Below are 20238 nucleotides of genomic sequence, written 5' to 3' on the forward strand. Positions count from 1 at the left end.
TGCCTTGACCTAGAGGACCCGTCGTTGTCTCGATACCAGGAGCGTAACCGTACTCTGGGTGACCAGGAGTCTTAGAGTGCAGTTGACGGAAGTTTTTCAGATCTTCAATTGAAAGCTCGTAGCCTGCAAGGTGAAGCAGAGAGTAAATCAACATTGAACCATGGCCGTTAGACAGGATAAAACGGTCGCGGTCAGCCCACTCTGGGTTTGCTGGGTTGTGGTTCAAGTGGCCACGCCAAAGAACTTCAGCGATGTCAGCCATACCCATAGGTGCGCCTGGGTGGCCTGAATTTGCTTGTTGAACACCGTCCATGCTAAGTGCGCGGATTGCATTGGCTAGATCTTTACGAGAAGGCATGTCTGCTCCTGGATACATAAGCGATTTAAAAAAGAGATAGTGCTAATGTTTTCATTTTAATTAGCGCGGGTATTCTCTCAAACGACTATTGCGACTGCAAACGTTTTACTGGCATTTTAACGGTCATTTTTCGCAATTTTCGAACATTTACATCACTTGGCAGTGGCTTATCTCAATCGATACGCAAACGATTAGTTATGACATATCATAAAAAAGAGCTTGTAATTCGACCGCTGGAATTTAGAATAGCCGTCTAGATGTAGAAACACCTACAAAATATACTGTATTTAATGGCGCGCTTCCTAGCTTGCGACGCCATAAACTATTTACACCAAAAACTAAAAGTGGAGCTCTCATGGCTAAGCACCTATTCACTTCTGAATCTGTTTCAGAAGGCCATCCAGATAAAATTGCAGACCAAATCTCTGATGCTGTTCTTGATGCCATCTTGGAACAAGATCCAAAAGCACGTGTTGCTTGTGAGACTTACGTTAAAACCGGCATGGTTATGGTTGGCGGTGAAGTAACAACGTCTGCATGGGTTGATATCGAAGAAATCACTCGTGAAACAGTACGTGAAATTGGTTACGTTCATTCTGATATGGGCTTTGACGCTGACTCTTGTGCTGTTCTAAACACAATTGGTAAGCAGTCTCCAGACATCAACCAAGGTGTTGATAAAGAAGACCCTAAAGAGCAAGGCGCAGGCGACCAAGGCATCATGTTTGGTTACGCGACTAACGAAACACCAATCCTAATGCCGGCTCCAATTACTTACTCTCACCTTCTTGTTAAGAAGCAAGCTGAAGTACGTAAGAGCGGTAAACTTGACTTCCTTCGCCCTGATGCGAAATCTCAAGTTACGTTCCAATACGACCAAGGTAAAATCGTTGGTATCGACGCTGTTGTTCTTTCGACTCAACACTGCGATTCAGTAACAACACCGGATCTACGTGAAGCAGTAATGGAAGAGATCATCAAACCAGTACTTCCTGCTGAGTGGATCAACAAAGACACTAACTTCTTCATCAACCCAACAGGCCGTTTCGTAATCGGTGGCCCAATGGGTGACTGTGGTCTAACAGGTCGTAAGATCATCGTTGATACCTACGGCGGCGCAGCTCGTCACGGTGGCGGTGCATTCTCTGGTAAAGATCCATCAAAAGTTGACCGTTCTGCAGCTTACGCGGCTCGTTACGTTGCGAAAAACATCGTTGCTGCTGGCATGGCTGACCGTTGTGAGATTCAACTGTCTTACGCTATCGGTGTTGCTGATCCAACATCTATCATGGTTGAAACGTTTGGTACTGAAAAAGTAGCTCACGAAATTATCATTGAAGCAGTTCGTCAAAACTTCGACCTACGTCCATACGGTCTTCAAGAGATGTTGAACCTTCTTCAGCCTATCTACAAGCAGACTGCTGCATACGGCCACTTCGGTCGTGAAGAGTTCCCTTGGGAAGCGACTGACAAAGCAGCAATCCTTGCGGACTTCGCTGGCCTAAAATAATTTAGCCACTGCGATTTGTTTCTTTAAAGCCCTTACTTCTTAGTAAGGGCTTTATTTTTATGTACTTACCTTACTTTCACTCGCCATTCTCTTCTCTAATGCCCTTCTTTACCGTTAACCACTTAGTATAAAAAACCGCTGATAATTTGTGTTTTCTAACACTACTGACAATAGTTAAGGTAACTCCTAAGAGATCAAGCTCACATTTAACTTAAATTAATTCAGCCTGATAACGCTCGTTAAATGCACGCTAGAACAAAAACTGGGATGACAAAGAGCAATTTAGCTCAACACCATAACTCTCACACAAGCCACATCGATGAGCCTTATGGAATTATAACTAGGACGTTATTTAACTAGGGGGATCTATGCCTCGTACCGCGCACCCATCCGAACTGAACGATAAAAAACACAAGGTCAGCGATAAGGATTACGCTCGCACCATTCCTTGTAACCAAATCAGTATTTCCGCACCCTTTCATTGGTTGTCGCTTGCTCTGCATGACTTAGTAAGAATGCCATTAATCAGCGCATTCTACGGTTTGTGCTTTATGGGAGCGGCAATCGCCATTGTTCAGCTTGTCCAATGGCAAGGAACACACTTGGTCGTAATGCCAAGCCTGATCGTGTACATGCTAATAGGGCCGTTTCTTGCTCTGGGCTTGTATGACGCAGCTTGGGAAAGAGAAAAAGGCCATAACGCCAGCCTACTGCACTCAATGAAAGCCATCACTCGCAACTCGACCCACCAATGGGCCTTTGCGATTGTGTTGATGGTTGCGATGATATTCTGGATGCGTATCGCTGCGTTATTGCACGCGCTCTACCCTTCAGTGCAAGGCGCACCATTGGCTGAGTTCGCTCCCTTCTTAATTACGGGTTCTGTGATTGGTTTTGTCATCGCAAGCCTCATATTTAGCATCTCAGCATTTTCAATTCCGTTAATGATGGAGAGACGCGTTGATGTGATGAGTGCAATTTTCACTAGCTTTAATGCCGTGAAATCGAACATTCCTGCAATGGTGGTTTGGGCAAGTATTATTTGTGCCGGTATTCTGGTGGGTTTTGCCACCTACGGCATCGGAATGATCGTCACCATGCCGCTACTTGGTTATGGTACATGGCACGCTTATCACGAGATCATTAAGAAAAAACATCACGTGTAAAGCATCGCTAGATCAAAAAGCAATGTTATGATGAGGCCTTGGCTTAAACGCTGAGGTCTTTTATTTGGAGTTAACAACGTTTGTCTTACACCCCGCAACAACATCGAGCAAATAAGAAATTGGCCGAGTGCCTAGCTATCGCAAATCAACATTTCTCTCGTGAATTTCCACACCCAACTATCACCTTCAAGTTAAGAGGTAAAGCAGCGGGAAAGGCCTACCTTCAGCTCAACGAAATTAAGCTCAACCACGTACTATTTTCTGAAAATGAAGACGCCTTCATCAACGAAGTTGTGCCGCATGAGCTCGCACACCTAATCACGCATCAGGTTTTCGGACGTGTTAGGCCTCACGGAAACGAGTGGAAATACGTGATGGAAAAGGTATTCAACGTTCCAGCCAAAACAACTCACAGCTTTGAAATAGCTTCAGTTCAAGGGAAAACCTTTGAATATCGATGTGAGTGCACCACTTACCCATTATCAATCAGACGACACAATAAAGTGCTTCGAAATCAATCGACCTATCGCTGCCAGCTGTGCAATCAAACCTTATCCTTCACAGGCACACAGCTCAGCTAAAGTCCTAGACTCGCACCTATTCGATTTGGTAACCCCATCCTTTTTATTTCAGAAAGCAACACTCGATTAAGTTGATGATAGAAATGTAATGGAGAAACTCATCCTTTGAGTGCTAGACTGATGTTTATCATACTTTTATCAGTCTTTTTCTATGCAAAAACTCACCATCAAAGCATTTGGCCTACCTGTGTCTTTTTACTTAACAATAGTATTTGGCCTACTGGTAACCCAAAGCGTTCTCGCCGCACCACCGAGCTCATTTTCCAAAGCAAAAAGAGAAGCGGTGAAGATTTACCTCGACCATCCGACTTCATTTTATTGCGGCTGTGACATTACTTGGAAGGACAAAAAGAAAGGCATTCCCGACCTTGATGGCTGTGGCTATCAAGTCCGAAAACAACAAAAGCGGGCGAGTCGAATTGAGTGGGAACACGTGGTTCCAGCTTGGCAATTTGGCCACCAGCGTCAGTGTTGGCAAGATGGTGGGCGCAAGAACTGCACTCGCAATGACAAAATATTCAAATCCATGGAAGCCGACCTTCACAACCTAACTCCGGCCATTGGCGAGGTTAACGGTGATCGCTCCAACTACAACTTCAGTCAGTGGAATGGCATGGATGGTGTGAGCTATGGTCAGTGTGAAATGCAGGTCAACTTCAAGCAGCGTAAAGTTATGCCGCCAGACAGAGCAAAAGGCTCTATCGCGCGTACTTACCTTTACATGAGCCAAGAGTATGGTTTCAAACTATCTAAGCAACAAACCAACCTAATGATGGCGTGGAACAAGCAATTTCCTGTCGACAAGTGGGAATGTACTCGTGATGAGCGAATCTATGCCATCCAAGGTAATCACAACCCATTTGTTTACCCTGCTTGTAAATAACGTCGCTCGTACAATCAACATTCCTAACTATCTCAAACAAGAGTTTCAGAATTGCCCCTGAAACTCTTGCTCTACCCTTGTTTTTTCAACTAAAAGCATCCATGTTAGGCAGAGACAAAATACCCAAATGAACATATTTATAGGTTTACCAGCATGAGAATCCCTCGTATTCATCACCCAGAACGCATTCATCAGTTAGGTTCACTCGCTTTAGGCGAAGATGCCGCGGGTCATGTTGGTCGTGTCCTTCGCATGAAAGAAGGCCAAGAAGTCCTTCTATTTGATGGCAGTGGCGCTGAATTCCCTGCGACGATAGCCGAAGTATCAAAGAAAAATGTCACCGTTAATGTTTCTGAACGCATCGAACGCAGCAGCGAATCTCCGTTAGACTTACATTTAGGCCAAGTGATTTCACGTGGCGACAAAATGGAGTTCACGATTCAGAAATCGGTTGAGCTTGGTGTGAACACCATTACCCCTTTAATTTCAGAGCGCTGTGGCGTTAAGCTTGATACAAAACGCTTCGAGAAAAAACTCGCACAGTGGCAAAAGATTGCTATCGCGGCGTGTGAACAGTGTGGCCGCAATACGGTTCCAGTCATTCGCCCTATCATGCAACTTGAAGAGTGGTGTAGCGAACCGAGTGAAGCATTAAAGCTGAACTTACATCCTCGTGCAAAATACTCAATTAATACCCTTCCAGAACCTATCAGTAAGGTACGCCTATTGATCGGCCCTGAAGGTGGCTTGTCGGCTGAAGAAATCGGCATGACAGAACAATACAAATTTGAAGAGACGCTACTCGGCCCACGTGTACTTCGTACCGAAACAGCAGCTCTAACCGCAATTACTGCCTTACAAGTCCGTTTTGGCGATCTAGGCTAGGAGAAAAAAATGATCAAACTTGGCATCGTAATGGATCCAATTTCATCCATTAACATCAAAAAAGACTCTAGCTTTGCCATGATGCTTGAAGCTCAGCGTCGTGGTTACGAAATCCATTACATGGAAATGGATGATCTACATTTAGATCAAGGCGTAGCCATTGCTGACACTAAGGTTGTTGAACTAAAAGAAGATCCAAACGGTTGGTACGAGTTCAAATCAGAACAGACTATCGCGCTATCCGATTTAGATGCGGTACTAATGCGTAAAGATCCTCCGTTTGATACTGAGTACATCTACGCAACTTACATTCTTGAGCGTGCTGAAGAGAACGGCGCACTGATCGTCAACAAACCACAAAGCCTACGTGACTGTAACGAGAAGTTGTTCACGGCATGGTTCCCTGAACTGACACCGACCACCATCGTGACTCGTAAAGCTGAAAAAATTAAAGCGTTCCGAGAAGAACACGGCGACGTGATTCTAAAACCACTTGATGGCATGGGCGGCGCGTCTATCTTCCGTGTGAAAGAAGGCGATCCAAACGTATCAGTTATTATTGAAACCTTGACCAACCACGGTCAGAACTACGCAATGGCACAAACTTTTGTTCCAGACATCAGCAATGGTGATAAGCGTATTCTTGTGGTTGACGGTGAGCCAATGCCTTACTGTCTAGCGCGTATTCCTGCAAAAGGGGAAACTCGAGGTAACCTTGCTGCTGGCGGTACAGGTGAAGCTCGTCCTCTAAGTGAAACAGACTGGGCTATCGCAAGAGCAGTTGCTCCAGCACTGAAAGAGAAAGGCTTAATCTTTGTTGGGCTTGATGTTATCGGCGACAAGCTGACTGAAATTAACGTGACTAGCCCTACTTGTATCCGTGAAATTGAAGCCGCTTTTGATATTTCAGTTACAGGTAAATTAATGGATGCAATTGAGCGTCGCGTTAACGCTAAATAGCCTAAACTAAAGAAAGCCTTAGCTATTCGAAAACACAGAAATATCTAGGCAAAGAACAATGAGCGGCTTTACGCCGCTCTTTTTCCTTTACTGGGAACACACTGGCAGGAGGCTCTATGAATTTAACGAACCACTTTCTGGTTGCTATGCCCGGAATGAAAGACCCATACTTTCAAAATTCGGTGATTTACCTTTGTGAGCACAATGACGAAGGCGCGATGGGTTTGATGATCAACGCCCCTATTGATGTCACTGTCGGTAGCATGCTTAAGCAAGTTGAGGTTGATTCTGATCAGCCAAAACCCAACCAAGCAAGTCTTGATAAGCCTGTATTGAATGGTGGACCGGTCGCAGAAGACCGTGGGTTTATTTTGCACAAACCTAAAGGCAACTATCAATCCAGTATCAGCATGACGGATCAAATCTCAGTGACAACCTCAAAAGATATCTTGATGGTGTTGGGCACAGAAGATGAGCCGATGAATTATTTAGTCGCACTTGGGTATGCAGGATGGGAACCCGGACAACTGGAAACAGAACTGACCGAGAACTCATGGTTAACCGTTGAAGCCGATCCGAAGGTCATCTTCGATACACCGATTTCTGACCGCTGGAAAGTCGCTGTACAGATGTTAGGCATTAATGCAGCTCAGCTTTCAGCAGACGCTGGTCACGCCTAGCTCAAATCAACTAAGTAAAATAAACAGACACTCTCAAACACAGATAAATTTGGAAACCCCATGTCACGAACAATTATGGCATTTGACTACGGTACAAAAAGTATCGGTAGTGCGATAGGACAAGAAATCACGGGCACCGCAAGCCCTCTAAAAGCTTTTAAAGCCAAAGATGGCATCCCAAATTGGGACGATATCGAAAAGCAAATTAAGGAGTGGCAGCCGAATCTTATCGTGGTTGGTCTTCCTACCGATCTTCATGGTAAAGATCTAGCCGCGATTACACCAAGGGCGAAGAAGTTTGCCAATCGCCTAAAAGGGCGCTTTGGTGTCGATGTTGAACTGCATGATGAAAGACTTTCTACGACAGAAGCAAGGGCCGACCTTTTTGAAATGGGCGGCTACAAAGCACTAAGTAAAGGTAATGTCGATAACCAGTCTGCAGTCGTCATTTTAGAGAGCTGGTTTGAAGCACAATATTCATAACGAAAATTAAGAGCTCAAAGATTAAACTCCTTTGTGATCCTATAATGATATTACGGCGTAATGTCGAAGCAATTCATTATTAGGTAAGTGGGAGTTCACATGAAAATTTTTCTAGCAATCTTCGTAGCTCTAGCAATATCAGCATGCAGTTCGACAAGCTCCAATAATGCAGGTTATATGAATCATACTTCGACTGACGCAGACGTAATCAGCGAGCCTAAGAACAAGAAGCGTTGATAATACAGACGCAGTCGAACGATGAATATGATGAACGTCTGATTTTAACCTAGAATCAAATCAGGCGTTTTTTATCACCCCATATCTATCTTCACACCAGCCAACGCCCCAGTTCCGTAGTCGTCATCACCACGTCTAGTTTTGAGCATTAAGCGCAAGTCATTAGCAGAATCGGCACTGTGGAACGCATCCTCTTCGCTGATCTTGCCTGCTATCACTAAATCATACAAAGCTTGGTCAAAGGTCTGCATACCTATCTCTTTCGATTTAGCCATGGTTGCTTTCAGTTCGTGTAGTTCACCACGACGAATCAAGTCAGAAACACGAGGGCTATTCAGCAGAATCTCGAATACACCATGACGCCCGCTGCCATTCTTGTCGCGAATGAGTTGCTGAGCGACGACACCACGCAGGTTCATCGATAGGTCAAACAAGAACTGTTCTTTCTGCTCTTTCGGCACCAAATGAAGAATACGCTCTAGCGCTTGGTTAGCGTTATTGGCGTGCAAGGTTGCCATACACAAGTGACCCGTTTCAGCAAAGGTCATCGCGTATTCCATGGTCTCACGGCTACGGATTTCGCCAATCAAGATCATGTCTGGTGCTTGGCGTAGCGAGTTCTTAAGCGCGACTTCGTAACTCTCGGTGTCGAGTCCAACTTCACGCTGTGTCACGATGCACTTTTTATGTTCATGCACAAATTCAATCGGGTCTTCAACCGTCAAGATATGTCCCGAGCGATTGGTGTTGCGATAGCCTGTCATTGCAGCCATTGAGGTCGACTTACCAGAGCCTGTCGCACCAACCACCAGCACAAGTCCGCGCTTAGCTATTGATAGGTCCTGTAGTACATCAGGAAGCTTTAGTTGCTCAAAGGTTGGGATGTTAGTCTCGATACGTCGAATGACCGCTCCAGGTAGCTCTCGCTGAAAGAATGCACTGACACGAAAACGACCAAAGTCACGCACAATCGCAAAATTAGCCTCACGCGTTTGCTGATATTCATCACGTCGGTCTTGTTCCATCATCGCATCAAGTAATTGAGCAACTTGAGCCGCATTCAGCTTCTCTCCTTGGGGGCGTAATTCACCATCCACACGAAACAGGATTGGCGCATCGACAGTGATATAGAGATCCGATGCCTTTTGAGAAAGCATTCCCTCAAGGATTTGATTCAATTCCATTATGTACACCTTAATTAAAACATTGAGGTTTCAATTTCGATCTTTTTCTCGACCTCTTCCGAATCAACCAAGCCCTGCGCCATCAGCTGCTTCGCATTTTGTTCCATGGTCTGCATGCCGTGCGCTGCGCCCGTTTGAATGATCGAGTACATCTGCGCAACCTTATCTTCACGAATCAAGTTTCTGATCGCAGGTGTTGCCATCATGATTTCATGACACGCCACACGACCACCACCAACACGCTTTAGCAGCTTCTGGGCTATCACCGAGCGCAGTGATTCAGACAACATCGAACGAACCATATCTTTATCGCTACCTGGGAACACATCGATAATACGGTCGATCGTTTTAGCCGCAGAACTGGTGTGCAGAGTACCAAAGACCAAGTGACCCGTTTCTGCTGCGGTTAACGCTAAGCTAATCGTCTCTTGGTCACGAAGTTCACCAACCAGAATCACGTCTGGGTCTTCACGTAAGGCACTGCGCAGTGCCGCTTTAAAACTGTGGGTATCACGGTGAACTTCACGCTGGTTGACTAGGCATTTATTATTGGTGTGAACGAATTCAATCGGGTCTTCAATCGTCAGAATATGCTTATTGTGGTTGCGATTTACGTAATCAACCATCGCCGCAAGAGTCGTTGATTTACCAGAGCCAGTTGGACCAGTGACGAGCACTAACCCTTTTTCGTAGTTAGCAATCCTTTCGAAGATCTCAGGTGCACCTAACTGATCTAAAGTCGGGATTTCGACAGGGATAGTTCGAAAGACAGCTGAGCAGCCACGGGCTTGGTTAAACGCATTAACACGAAAGCGACCAACATTGGGTAATTCAAAAGAGAAGTCGACTTCCAGTTTTTCTTCAAACTCGCCGCGTTGTGAATCGCTCATGATCTCAAAAACCAAACGATGCACATCAGCATGACTCAAAGCTGGGATTCCAAGCTTCCTTACTTCACCATCTATACGTACCATTGGAGATACACCCGCAGAAAGATGTAGATCTGACGCGTTATGCTTTACACTAAAATCTAGTAACTCAGTGATATCCATTTATTTTCCCTTAAGTAAAGTCAGCTATGAGTAGTATTCAACAAAATATCGAACAAATCACCTCACAGATTCGTAGTGCTGAGCAAAAGTGCGGACGAGCTCCAGAGTCCGTGCAACTTTTAGCCGTCAGCAAAACTAAACCTATTGATGCGATTCTAGAAGCCGCACTCGGAGGCCAAGTTGCCTTTGGTGAAAACTATGTTCAAGAAGGTGTAGATAAAGTAAAACACTTTTCAGAACAACATTCTAACCTAAATTTAGAGTGGCATTTTATTGGTCCAATTCAATCCAATAAAACCCGCCCAATCGCGGAAAGCTTTCAATGGGTGCATTCCGTCGATCGCGATAAGATCGCACAAAGGCTTAATGATCAACGACCAAGCGAACTTCCACCTTTGCAAGTGTTGATTCAGGTAAACACCAGTGGTGAAGAGTCCAAATCTGGAACCTCAGAAGAGACAGTTTTTGCACTCGCGGAGTTGATTTCATCGCTCCCCAACCTCACCTTAAGAGGATTGATGTCGATTCCTGCAAACGTATCTGACTATCAATCTCAGCTTAATGCATTTTCTCAACTGGCAGAGCTTAAAGACAAGCTAGCCGCGAAGTATTCAGACATTGATACCCTTTCGATGGGGATGAGTGGTGATATGGATGCAGCAGTTGAGGCTGGCAGCACAATGGTTCGTATTGGAACAGCTATTTTCGGCGCTCGTGATTACGCGAAATAGCCGTAGTAAGTAACGACAAGTACAAGTATTGATACCGCTTCGCCTTATCCGCGCAGCGACACGCTCAGGATTTTATATATGGTACATAAGAACATCGCCTTTATTGGGGCGGGAAACATGGTTCGCTCAATTGTAGCTGGCTTAGTTGCTAGTGGTTACCCAGCGCAAAAGATTACTGCGACAGCACCTTCAGAAACCAGAAGGCTGCCGTTAGAACAAGAATACGGCATCAATACCACCAGCGATAATATTGCAGCAGCTGAAAAAGCAGACGTTGTTGTGTTATCCGTGAAGCCACAAATGATGGCTGATGTATGTAAACCCTTACAAGATATCGACTTCAGCAACAAACTGGTTATCTCAATTGCCGCGGGTATTAATGCGAATCGACTTAATGAGATGTTAAACTGCCAACTGAACCTTGTTCGTGTGATGCCAAACACGCCATCACTGCTTGGTAAAGGGATGAGTGGTCTTTATGCCGATGCAACTGTCAGCCAAGATGATAAAGACTTTGCTTCTCAGCTGATGCAAGCTGTTGGTGAAGTAAGTTGGGTTGAACAAGAGTCTGGGATCAACAACATCATTGCGGCGGCGGGTAGCGCTCCGGCTTACTTCTTCCTGTTTATGGAAGCGATGCAAGCTGAAGCAATCAAGCAAGGTTTTGACCAAGAAACCGCTCGTAAGCTAGTGCAGCAGTCTGCATTAGGCGCGGCAGAGATGGTGGTAGCAAACCAAGATACTGAATTATCAACACTGCGTGAACAAGTGACATCCAAAGGCGGCACGACCGCAGAAGCACTACGCACGTTTAACGAACATCAACTATCAGACATCGTAGCAAAAGCCATGCAAGCGGCGGTTGCTCGAGCTGAAGAGATGGAAAAACTGTTTTAGTACCAATCAAGGTAAACAAGCATTTTGCCGCTCTGGTTATATCTAAGCGACAAGTAAATCCGAAAAAGGAAACAATATGAACTCGATGAGCTTTCTGATCTCGACCGTTTTTGATCTTTACATCATGGTTGTGATCTTGCGTATCTGGCTACAAGCATCACGTGCAGATTTCTACAACCCATTCTCACAATTCATCGTAAAAGCGACACAACCGGTTGTTGCCCCACTACGCCGAGTTATTCCATCAATCGGCAGCCTTGATCTAGCGACCGTTGTTTTCGCTTATGTGCTGTGTGTACTTAAGTTCGTTGCTCTAAACCTGATTATCTCTGGCGGCGCTGCCGTTTTCGATATTAGCTTCCTTATCTTTGGTGCACTGTCTCTGCTCAAAGCGGCTGGTGGTTTGATCTTCTGGGTTCTACTTATCCGTGCAATCCTAAGCTGGGTAAGCCAAGGTCGTAGTCCAATCGAGTACGTATTCCATCAACTGACTGAACCAATGCTAGTGCCTATCCGCCGTATCCTTCCGGACATGGGTGGTTTCGACCTAAGCGTACTGGTTCTGTTCATTGTTCTGCAATTTGCGAACTTCCTAATGGGCGACATGATTGGCCCTATTTGGTATCAGCTATAATTCAAGTACAAACATCAGGTACTTTGACGATGCCAAAAGCGGTTTGGGCCGAGGAAGACGATATTCTTCTTAGGCTCTATATCCAACCCAAAGCAAGCCGAGGCAAAATTGTCGGCTTGCACGGTCAGGAACTGAAAATTGCCATTACTGCACCACCGGTTGATGGCAAAGCCAATGCCCATTTAGCGAAATACCTTGCGAAACAGTTTAAGGTCGCAAAAGGGCAAATTAAGATAGAAAAGGGAGATCTCGGTAGGCACAAGCAAGTTCGAATATGCTCGCCAAGCCAAATCCCAACTGAAGTCAAAGCCATCCTATGATGGCTTTTTGCTATTTATTGGAGTCATTATGCGTTTATGGATAACAGCACTACTCACCGCTCTTGTTGCCTTACCAAGCTCAGCAGGGCAATTTAAGAACATTAAGGATGTCGAGGTTCATTACTCGGCTTTTGATTCCACGTTCTTAACTTCGCAAGTCGCTAAGCAATACAAACTTAAGCGAAATGGATACTCAGCAATCCTCAACATCAGCGTGTTAGACAAGGCTTCTCTAGGCAAGCCTGCGACAACGGCTAAAATTACGGGAACAGCGAAGAACCTCGTTGGAAACACCCGTACTTTGAAGTTTCGAGAAATCAAAGAAGGCGATGCGATTTATTACCTTGCTGAGTTCCCCGTAACTCACGAAGAAAACATCACCTTCGACATCGATGTGAACGCAGGCCTAAAAGGCACTGGTCCACTGCGTTTCACACAGAAATTCTATATAGAAGAGTAAGCTCAAACCTTACTTTTCATTTATTAACTTATTTAGAGCTACATTCCCATGAGTAAGATTGTTTTAGCAACAGGCAACCAAGGTAAAGTTCGCGAGATGGCAGATATTCTGTCTGAGTTTGGTTTTGACGTTGTCGCGCAAAGTGAATTTAACGTTTCAGAAGTCGCTGAAACAGGAACGACTTTCATTGAAAATGCCATCATCAAAGCTCGCCACGCAGCGAAAGAAACAGGGCTGCCAGCCATTGCTGACGACTCAGGTTTAGAGGTTGATTACTTAAATGGTGCGCCAGGTATCTATTCAGCGCGTTACTCAGGTGAAGGGGCAACCGATAAGCAGAACATCAAAAAACTATTAGATGCGATGCAAGGTGTCGAAACTGAAAAGCGTACTGCGCGTTTCCACTGTGTGTTGGTGCTAATGCGTCACGAGAATGATCCAACACCTCTAGTGTGTCACGGTAAATGGGAAGGTCGTATTCTTACTGAAGAACACGGTGAGAATGGCTTTGGCTACGATCCTGTGTTCTTTGTACCAGAAGATAACTGCGCCTCAGCAGAGCTTGAATCTTCGCGTAAGAAGCAACTATCACACCGTGGTAAAGCGCTTGCGTCACTATTCAAGACTCTCAAGGAGCAAGCTCTGTAATGCACAATGCAGCGCTAATACCACCCGCACTTAGCCTCTATGTACACATCCCATGGTGTGTACAAAAGTGTCCGTATTGTGATTTTAACTCTCACGCTCTGAAAGCCGAGATCCCTGAAAAAGAGTACATCGATGCACTGCTTGAAGATCTCGATACTGATATCGAAAAATATCAGCTCAATGGTATGCCTCGCCCACTGCATTCGATCTTTATTGGTGGCGGTACCCCAAGCCTGTTTTCTCCTGAAGGAATTGGCCGATTGTTACAAGGCATTGAACAGCGCATCCCGTTCAAACCTGAAATAGAAATCACCATGGAAGCCAACCCGGGAACTATCGAAGCTGAGCGTTTTGCAGGTTACCAAAAGGCAGGCATTACTCGAATCTCGGTGGGTGTGCAAAGTTTTGAGCAAGAGAAACTGGAAAGACTTGGGCGTATTCATGGTCAAGATGAAGCGGTAAATGCTGCTCATTTAGCGCATAAGATTGGATTGAATAGTTTCAATTTAGACTTAATGCACGGCTTACCCGAACAGAGTATTGAACAAGCGTTGGCTGATTTGGATAAAGCGATAGAACTCGACCCTCCGCACTTATCTTGGTATCAGCTAACAATAGAACCTAACACCATGTTCTATTACAAAACACCAACGCTGCCTGATGATGATGACCTTTGGGATATCTTCGACCTAGGCCATAAGAAGCTCGCAGACGCAGGGTATGTGCAGTACGAAATTTCAGGCTACAGCAAGCCGGGATATCAGTGCCAACATAACCTCAACTACTGGCGCTTTGGTGACTATCTAGGTATTGGCTGTGGCTCTCATGGCAAGCTGAGCTTTACAGATGGACGCATTGTTCGTACCACTAAGGTTAAGCACCCTAGAGGCTATTTGGCGGCTTACCAGAATATGGTGAAGCCTTATATTTCGGATGCATTTGAAGTAGCAAACGAAGATCGCCCTTTCGAGTTTTTCATGAACCGTTTCAGGCTGATGGAAGCATGCCCTAAGCAAGATTTCATTGATACGACAGGACTTGGTTTTGACGCTGTTCAGCCAACAATTGAGTGGGCAAAAGAGCTAGGCTACTTGAACGAAACCGACACTCATTGGCAGATCACTGAAAAAGGAAAGCTGTTTCTCAATGATCTGTTAGAAGCCTTTATGGCAGAAGAAGACGAGTAGTTCGAGATTCGAGAAGCATTGCGTAAGGGTTGGCTTTAGGGTCAACCCTTTTTGTTTTATAGCCCTCTCTCGGAGCGAAGCGTTCTATAGGACAACGTCCGTGCTCGAATCTTTCTCTTAGAAAATAGAACGACCAATTCGCTCTGAAAGCAACTCTAGAGCCTTAGTACCTGCGAGCGAGTTGCCAGAAGGATCAAGCTCTGGAGACCACACCGCAATCGTCATTTCGCCAGGAACGATAGCAATAATACCGCCACCAACGCCCGATTTTCCTGGCATACCAACACGGTAGGCAAACTCACCAGCCCCATCGTACAAGCCACACGTCGCAAGCAAAGCATTCAACTGCTTGGTTTGAACTGGCGTGATGATCTCTTTCTTGGTTTGAACCGACACGCCTTTGTTTGCTAAATAGCTAAAGGTTTTTGCCAAATCCACACACGTCATTTTAAGCGCACAAGCGTGGAAGTAGTTATTCAGAACTGGGATAACATCATTCTCAAAATTACCAAATGAACGCATCAAATAAGCAATGGCAGCATTACGATCGCTGTGCATCATTTCTGAAGCCGCTACCACCTTGTCATACACAATATGAGTATCACCCGATAACTGACGCACAAACTCTAACAAGCGGTGCCTAGGCGCAGACAAGCGGCTTTGTAGTAGGTCTGCAACGACAATTGCCCCCGCATTGATGAACGGGTTGCGGGGAATACCATACTCCATCTCAAGCTGAATCATCGAGTTAAAGGCTTGACCAGAAGGCTCTTTGCCTACTCTTTGCCAAATCTCTTCAGGCTTATATAGCACCATAGCTAGCGTCAGGCTCAAGGCTTTAGAAATAGATTGCACAGAAAATGCTTCTTCAGCATCGCCTGCTTTAATCACCTCACCTTCATTGGTGTATACCGCGATCGCCAGTTTCTGGTTCGATACGCGAGCCAGTGCAGGGATATAATCAGCGACCTTTCCCTGTCCAATTAAAGGACGAACTTCGTCTAAGATCTCGGCCAAAATAGCTTGAGTTGGTTTCATGTGCGCTTACTTCTATATTGTTATTTTTGTAGGGGTGTAACATATACCAATCGTAGTAAATAACTGCTCACTCTAGCTTGTTAAAATGCTCGATAACTGCGTTAGAATTTTTGATTGTAGAGTAACTACTTATCGAAAAATGCTGCCTTGTTCTCAAGCCTTTTTCCTACGCTATTTCTGATCACTTACTTACTGTGATTGGTATTACTTTCTGTCGTTAAGCCTTTACTGAAATAAAAGCCTAAGGACAAAAAAGCCAACATTACAATAATGTTGGCTTTAATCAATCCCATAAAGTGTAGGGGTTAAACCCTAAGTCGGATTACCTTTCACTTAATTTGATTCGAAGTTACTTAGTACGCTTGAACTTAATGTCCCAAACACCATGACCTAAACGGTGGCCACGCGCTTCAAACTTAGTTAGCGGGCGCTCATCCGGACGAGGGATGTAATCACCATCTTCAGCGATGTTTTCGAAGCCTGGAGCTACGTTCATCACTTCAATCATATGTTCTGCGTAGTTTTCCCAGTCTGTTGCCATGTGGAAAACACCAGTATCAAGTTGAAGCTTGCCGCGAACCATCTCTGCAAACTCAGCCTTAACGATACGACGTTTATGGTGACGAGCTTTGTGCCATGGGTCAGGGAAGAACAGTTGCAGAGTATGCAGGCTGCTATCTGGGATCATGTGTTCAAATACTTCTACAGCATCGTGACACATTACACGCAGGTTAGTTACGCCAGCATCGCGAGCTGTACCTAAACACGCACCAACACCCGGGCTATGAACTTCAATACCTAAGAAGTTTTTCTCAGGTGCGTTCTTTGCCATTTCAACCAGTGATGCACCCATACCGAAGCCAATCTCTAGTACAACCGGGTTATCGTTGCCAAATACTTCTTTCCAGTTAAGAAGCTCTGGGTTGTAGTCGATACCCATTGTTGGCCAACATTCATTCATCGCGTTCTCTTGGCCTTTTGTTAAGCGGCCTTCGCGGCGAACAAAACTACGGATCTTACGAACCAGTTTGCCGTCTTCAGTATATTCGTTAGTGGTCACTTCACTCATTGATTTTTGCCTGCACATTGATTAATCAAAGCGGGGATTATCCAAAGAATTGCCTTCGGTGCAAGTCTTTCCGTGGATAAATTCCCACACAATTTGTCTGTTTTACATCCAACGTTAAGTGTGGTGCAATTTCGCTTCTAATAATAGCAAAGCATAGAGCATGTCGTGACTCCTTTCGCAACCGCCATATTAAAGTGGTATGACGCCTACGGGCGTAAAGAATTACCTTGGCAACAAAACAAAACCGCCTACACCGTTTGGCTATCTGAAATCATGCTTCAGCAGACTCAAGTCGCCACGGTGATTCCATACTACCAACGATTCTTAGAACGCTTTCCAACGGTTATCGACCTAGCGAACGCCGAACAAGATGAGGTTCTGCACTTATGGACAGGGCTTGGTTACTACGCACGAGCTCGCAATCTACATAAAGCAGCCAAGATCGTTGCTGAGCAATATGGTGGTGAATTTCCGCTTTCTATCGAAGAGATGAACGCGCTACCGGGGATTGGTCGCTCAACAGCAGCAGCCGTCTTATCATCGGTTCATAAACTTCCTCATGCGATTCTTGATGGCAATGTAAAACGAACGCTTGCGAGAAGTTTTGCCGTTGAAGGTTGGCCGGGGCAAAAGAAAGTCGAAAACCAGCTTTGGGAACACGCCGAAGCACATACTCCGAACAAAGATGTCGATAAGTACAACCAAGCAATGATGGACATGGGTGCCATGGTTTGTACCCGTAGCAAGCCTAAGTGCACCTTGTGCCCGATTGAAAGCATGTGTGAGGCCAAGAAGCTCGATAGACAGCTCGACTTCCCTGGCAAAAAGCCTAAGAAAGAAAAGCCAGTAAAAGACACATGGTTTGTGATTCTGTATCACGACAACCAAGTGTGGCTCGAACAGCGCCCTCAATCTGGTATCTGGGGCGGATTGTTTTGTTTCCCTCAAAATGAAAACGCAGAGATCGAACATCAACTAGATCTTCGTTCGATCAAAGACACTCAAGCCAATTCGATCAAGACCATGATTGCGTTTAGACACACTTTCAGCCACTACCACTTAGATATCACGCCAGTATTAGTGAAATTAGATAAACAACCAGATTTGATAATGGAAGGGGCTAAAGGTCTCTGGTATAACTTATCAAAACCGGAAGAAATTGGCCTAGCCGCTCCTGTAAAGCAGCTTATTGAGAGCCTACCCTTTGAACTGAACGACGACGTTTGAATCAACGAACGCGATAAGAGGAACCACTATGAGCCGCACTGTATTTTGTGCTCGCCTTCAAAAAGATGCTGAAGGCCTAGATTTTCAACTTTACCCAGGTGACTTAGGTAAGCGTATCTTTGACAACGTGTCTAAAGAAGCTTGGGGACAATGGCAAAGCAAGCAAACTATGCTTATCAATGAAAAGAAGCTAAACATGATGGATCCTGAGCATCGTAAACTTCTTGAAACTGAGATGGTTAACTTCCTTTTTGAAGGTAAAGATGTCGTAATTGATGGCTATACTCCACCAAGCGAATAAGACATTTATTTAAGCAATTTTTAATGACATCATGGTTAACGCTGCGATGTCATTTTTGTATGAGGAACTATGAAAAAGCTAAGTTACTTCCTAACAGCCATGTTATTAACTGGCTGCAGCCGTGAATTTGTCGAAAGCATTTATGATGTCAATTACGAGCCAACCAACCGGTTTGTGAAGAATTTAGCTGAGCTACCCGGACAATTTGAAAAAGATACCGGGGCGCTAGATTCATTAATAGATAGCTTTTCAGGCAACATTCAAAAACGTTGGGGTAGCAGTGAAATCAAGATAGCAGGTAAGAGTAACTATGTGAAATACATAGATAATTACTTAAGTCGTTCAGAAGTGAATTTTAGCCAAGGCCTGATAACGGTGGAAACGGTTTCCTCTACCGAACCGAAAAAACACCTCAAAAATGCGATCATGACGACCCTTTTGACGCCAGATGATCCGGCGCATGTCGATCTATTCTCTTCTAAAAGCATCAAGCTAGAAGGCAAACCTTTCCTCTATAATCAGGTCGTAGACCAAGAAAAAAAGCCCATTCAATGGACTTGGCGAGCGAACCAGTTTGCGGATTACCTGATCGCGAATAACCTAAAAACCAAAGAAGTCGACTTTAAAAAAGCCTACTACGTTGAAATCCCAATGGTGGCCGACCACGCTAGCCAGCGTAGTTATCAATATGCCGACATCGTTCGACGAGCGTCTCAGCGTTATGACATCCCTGAAGATTTAATCTACGCTATCATCAAGACAGAGAGTAGCTTCAACCCGTACGCCGTAAGCTGGGCTAATGCTTATGGTCTTATGCAGGTGGTACCTAAAACCGCTGGTCGAGATGTATTTGAACACGTCAAAAAGAAACCTGGTGAACCAAGCCCTGAGTACTTATTCAATCCAGAAAACAACATTGATGCTGGCACCGCATACTTTTACATCCTTAAAAATCGTTATTTGAAAGACGTAAAAAACCCATTAACGCTTGAATACAGTATGATTTCAGCCTATAACGGCGGTACTGGTGGCGTACTCAATACCTTCAGTAAGGACAGAAAGCGAGCAATGCAAGACTTAAACTCGCTGCAACCGAGCCAAGCCTACTGGGCGCTTACCAAGAAGCATCCAAATAAAGAGTCGCGCCGATACCTCGAAAAAGTAACGCAATTCAAAAAAGAATTTAACCAAGGTAAAACATAACCCTCACTTTTGAATAAAAAAACAACTAACGAACGTTTTTTTTAATTATTTTCAAAAAAGGTGTTGACGGTTATGCAGAAAATCCGTTTAATAGCGCTCCGTTGCCCGGATAGCTCAGTCGGTAGAGCAGAGGATTGAAAATCCTCGTGTCGGTGGTTCGATTCCGCCTCCGGGCACCACAATTTGATTTGTTGGTGTCAACACTCTTTAACAGGGAGTGGTAGCACGGACGAAAGCATAAAGAATTTAGTGTGCCGACTTAGCTCAGTAGGTAGAGCAACTGACTTGTAATCAGTAGGTCACCAGTTCGACTCCGGTAGTCGGCACCATTCTTTTGCCTCGATAGCTCAGTCGGTAGAGCAGCGGATTGAAAATCCGCGTGTCGGTGGTTCGATTCCGCCTCGAGGCACCATTATTTGGTGCTTAACAAATAATGGTCTTTATAGACCTGATGTTGACACAAATAATTCCCCTTTAGTTCAGTTGGTAGAACGGCGGACTGTTAATCCGTATGTCGCAAGTTCAAGTCTTGCAAGGGGAGCCA

General features: G+C 44.9%; 23 protein-coding genes, 4 tRNA genes and 1 pseudogene. 23 read left to right on the forward strand and 5 right to left on the reverse strand.

Going from position 1 to position 20238, the window contains the following annotated elements; translation table 11 throughout:
• Nucleotides 1-358: pseudogene (locus AB4512_RS19645) on the reverse strand (transketolase); the annotation flags it as partial.
• A gap of 355 nt (nt 359-713) precedes the next feature.
• Between AB4512_RS19645 and metK the strand changes: the two are divergent.
• From metK to AB4512_RS19690, 9 genes are all read left to right on the forward strand, one after another.
• Nucleotides 714-1868 carry a methionine adenosyltransferase gene (metK, locus tag AB4512_RS19650; protein ID WP_017062234.1) on the forward strand — a complete coding sequence of 385 codons (1155 nt, stop codon included), beginning with the start codon at nt 714-716 and terminating at the stop codon, nt 1866-1868.
• Nucleotides 1869-2236: 368 nt separating this feature from the next.
• Nucleotides 2237-3034, forward strand: coding sequence for a DUF2189 domain-containing protein (locus tag AB4512_RS19655; protein WP_017067802.1), 798 nt, complete (start codon nt 2237-2239; stop codon nt 3032-3034).
• An 80-nt stretch (nt 3035-3114) separates the two neighbouring features.
• Nucleotides 3115-3615: a SprT family zinc-dependent metalloprotease gene (locus AB4512_RS19660; RefSeq protein ID WP_017067801.1), complete on the forward strand. Its 501-nt coding sequence runs from the start codon at nt 3115-3117 to the stop codon at nt 3613-3615.
• A gap of 151 nt (nt 3616-3766) precedes the next feature.
• A complete protein-coding gene (locus tag AB4512_RS19665; RefSeq protein WP_136981608.1) occupies nt 3767-4498 on the forward strand; it encodes an endonuclease in 732 nt (243 codons plus the stop codon).
• A 153-nt stretch (nt 4499-4651) separates the two neighbouring features.
• Nucleotides 4652-5383 carry a 16S rRNA (uracil(1498)-N(3))-methyltransferase gene (gene rsmE / locus AB4512_RS19670; RefSeq protein WP_017062238.1) on the forward strand — a complete coding sequence of 244 codons (732 nt, stop codon included), beginning with the start codon at nt 4652-4654 and terminating at the stop codon, nt 5381-5383.
• A gap of 9 nt (nt 5384-5392) precedes the next feature.
• Complete coding sequence (gene gshB, locus AB4512_RS19675; RefSeq protein ID WP_004735482.1) at nt 5393-6343, forward strand: glutathione synthase; 951 nt, start codon at nt 5393-5395, stop codon at nt 6341-6343.
• A gap of 116 nt (nt 6344-6459) precedes the next feature.
• Nucleotides 6460-7023, forward strand: coding sequence for a YqgE/AlgH family protein (locus tag AB4512_RS19680; protein ID WP_017062239.1), 564 nt, complete (start codon nt 6460-6462; stop codon nt 7021-7023).
• A gap of 60 nt (nt 7024-7083) precedes the next feature.
• Nucleotides 7084-7506, forward strand: a complete 423-nt coding sequence (gene ruvX / locus AB4512_RS19685; protein ID WP_004735480.1) for a Holliday junction resolvase RuvX — start codon at nt 7084-7086, stop codon at nt 7504-7506.
• Between the two features lie 99 nt (nt 7507-7605).
• On the forward strand, nt 7606-7743 hold the full coding sequence (locus tag AB4512_RS19690; RefSeq protein WP_170791814.1) for a hypothetical protein: 138 nt from the start codon (nt 7606-7608) through the stop codon (nt 7741-7743).
• Nucleotides 7744-7817: 74 nt separating this feature from the next.
• On the opposite strand, the gene AB4512_RS19695 is transcribed toward AB4512_RS19690, so the two are convergent.
• Nucleotides 7818-8927, reverse strand: coding sequence for a PilT/PilU family type 4a pilus ATPase (locus AB4512_RS19695; RefSeq protein WP_017062241.1), 1110 nt, complete (start codon nt 8925-8927; stop codon nt 7818-7820).
• Nucleotides 8928-8941: 14 nt separating this feature from the next.
• Nucleotides 8942-9979: a type IV pilus twitching motility protein PilT gene (locus AB4512_RS19700; RefSeq protein ID WP_017062242.1), complete on the reverse strand. Its 1038-nt coding sequence runs from the start codon at nt 9977-9979 to the stop codon at nt 8942-8944.
• Between the two features lie 26 nt (nt 9980-10005).
• Here AB4512_RS19700 and AB4512_RS19705 point away from each other — a divergent pair, with 26 nt between their 5' ends.
• From AB4512_RS19705 to hemW, 7 genes are all read left to right on the forward strand, one after another.
• Nucleotides 10006-10710, forward strand: coding sequence for a YggS family pyridoxal phosphate-dependent enzyme (locus tag AB4512_RS19705; RefSeq protein ID WP_017062243.1), 705 nt, complete (start codon nt 10006-10008; stop codon nt 10708-10710).
• A gap of 78 nt (nt 10711-10788) precedes the next feature.
• Nucleotides 10789-11607, forward strand: a complete 819-nt coding sequence (gene proC / locus AB4512_RS19710; RefSeq protein ID WP_017063196.1) for a pyrroline-5-carboxylate reductase — start codon at nt 10789-10791, stop codon at nt 11605-11607.
• Between the two features lie 76 nt (nt 11608-11683).
• A complete protein-coding gene (locus tag AB4512_RS19715) occupies nt 11684-12241 on the forward strand; it encodes a YggT family protein (RefSeq protein ID WP_017067798.1) in 558 nt (185 codons plus the stop codon).
• A 29-nt stretch (nt 12242-12270) separates the two neighbouring features.
• Complete coding sequence (gene yggU / locus AB4512_RS19720; RefSeq protein WP_372175412.1) at nt 12271-12561, forward strand: DUF167 family protein YggU; 291 nt, start codon at nt 12271-12273, stop codon at nt 12559-12561.
• Nucleotides 12562-12589: 28 nt separating this feature from the next.
• Nucleotides 12590-13021 carry a DUF4426 domain-containing protein gene (locus tag AB4512_RS19725; RefSeq protein WP_017071946.1) on the forward strand — a complete coding sequence of 144 codons (432 nt, stop codon included), beginning with the start codon at nt 12590-12592 and terminating at the stop codon, nt 13019-13021.
• Nucleotides 13022-13069: 48 nt separating this feature from the next.
• A complete protein-coding gene (locus tag AB4512_RS19730; RefSeq protein WP_017062247.1) occupies nt 13070-13669 on the forward strand; it encodes an XTP/dITP diphosphatase in 600 nt (199 codons plus the stop codon).
• Nucleotides 13669-14856 (forward strand): radical SAM family heme chaperone HemW, encoded by a 1188-nt coding sequence (gene hemW / locus AB4512_RS19735; RefSeq protein ID WP_372175414.1) that lies wholly within the window; start codon nt 13669-13671, stop codon nt 14854-14856. The genes AB4512_RS19730 and hemW overlap by 1 nt, the downstream gene beginning before the upstream one ends.
• 117 nt (nt 14857-14973) lie before the next feature.
• Here the strand turns inward: hemW and glsB are convergent, their stop codons facing one another.
• Together glsB and trmB are read right to left on the reverse strand one after the other, a co-directional pair.
• Nucleotides 14974-15894, reverse strand: a complete 921-nt coding sequence (glsB, locus tag AB4512_RS19740; protein ID WP_017062249.1) for a glutaminase B — start codon at nt 15892-15894, stop codon at nt 14974-14976.
• Nucleotides 15895-16243: 349 nt separating this feature from the next.
• Nucleotides 16244-16963: a tRNA (guanosine(46)-N7)-methyltransferase TrmB gene (trmB, locus tag AB4512_RS19745; RefSeq protein WP_017062250.1), complete on the reverse strand. Its 720-nt coding sequence runs from the start codon at nt 16961-16963 to the stop codon at nt 16244-16246.
• A gap of 165 nt (nt 16964-17128) precedes the next feature.
• Between trmB and mutY the strand changes: the two genes are divergently transcribed.
• From mutY to AB4512_RS19780, 7 genes are all read left to right on the forward strand, one after another.
• Nucleotides 17129-18190: an A/G-specific adenine glycosylase gene (mutY, locus tag AB4512_RS19750; protein WP_372149182.1), complete on the forward strand. Its 1062-nt coding sequence runs from the start codon at nt 17129-17131 to the stop codon at nt 18188-18190.
• 28 nt (nt 18191-18218) lie between these two features.
• Nucleotides 18219-18491: an oxidative damage protection protein gene (locus AB4512_RS19755; protein WP_010435637.1), complete on the forward strand. Its 273-nt coding sequence runs from the start codon at nt 18219-18221 to the stop codon at nt 18489-18491.
• A 69-nt stretch (nt 18492-18560) separates the two neighbouring features.
• The gene (mltC, locus tag AB4512_RS19760; protein ID WP_017063191.1) at nt 18561-19694 is read left to right on the forward strand and encodes a membrane-bound lytic murein transglycosylase MltC; all 1134 of its coding nucleotides are present in this window, start codon (nt 18561-18563) and stop codon (nt 19692-19694) included.
• A 103-nt stretch (nt 19695-19797) separates the two neighbouring features.
• Nucleotides 19798-19873: transfer RNA gene (locus tag AB4512_RS19765), tRNA-Phe, on the forward strand.
• A gap of 74 nt (nt 19874-19947) precedes the next feature.
• Nucleotides 19948-20023: transfer RNA gene (locus AB4512_RS19770), tRNA-Thr, on the forward strand.
• A gap of 7 nt (nt 20024-20030) precedes the next feature.
• Nucleotides 20031-20106: transfer RNA gene (locus AB4512_RS19775), tRNA-Phe, on the forward strand.
• 56 nt (nt 20107-20162) lie between these two features.
• Nucleotides 20163-20238: transfer RNA gene (locus tag AB4512_RS19780), tRNA-Asn, on the forward strand.

Source organism: Vibrio sp. 10N.222.52.B7, from assembly GCF_041474275.1.
Taxonomy (GTDB): domain Bacteria; phylum Pseudomonadota; class Gammaproteobacteria; order Enterobacterales; family Vibrionaceae; genus Vibrio; species Vibrio crassostreae_C.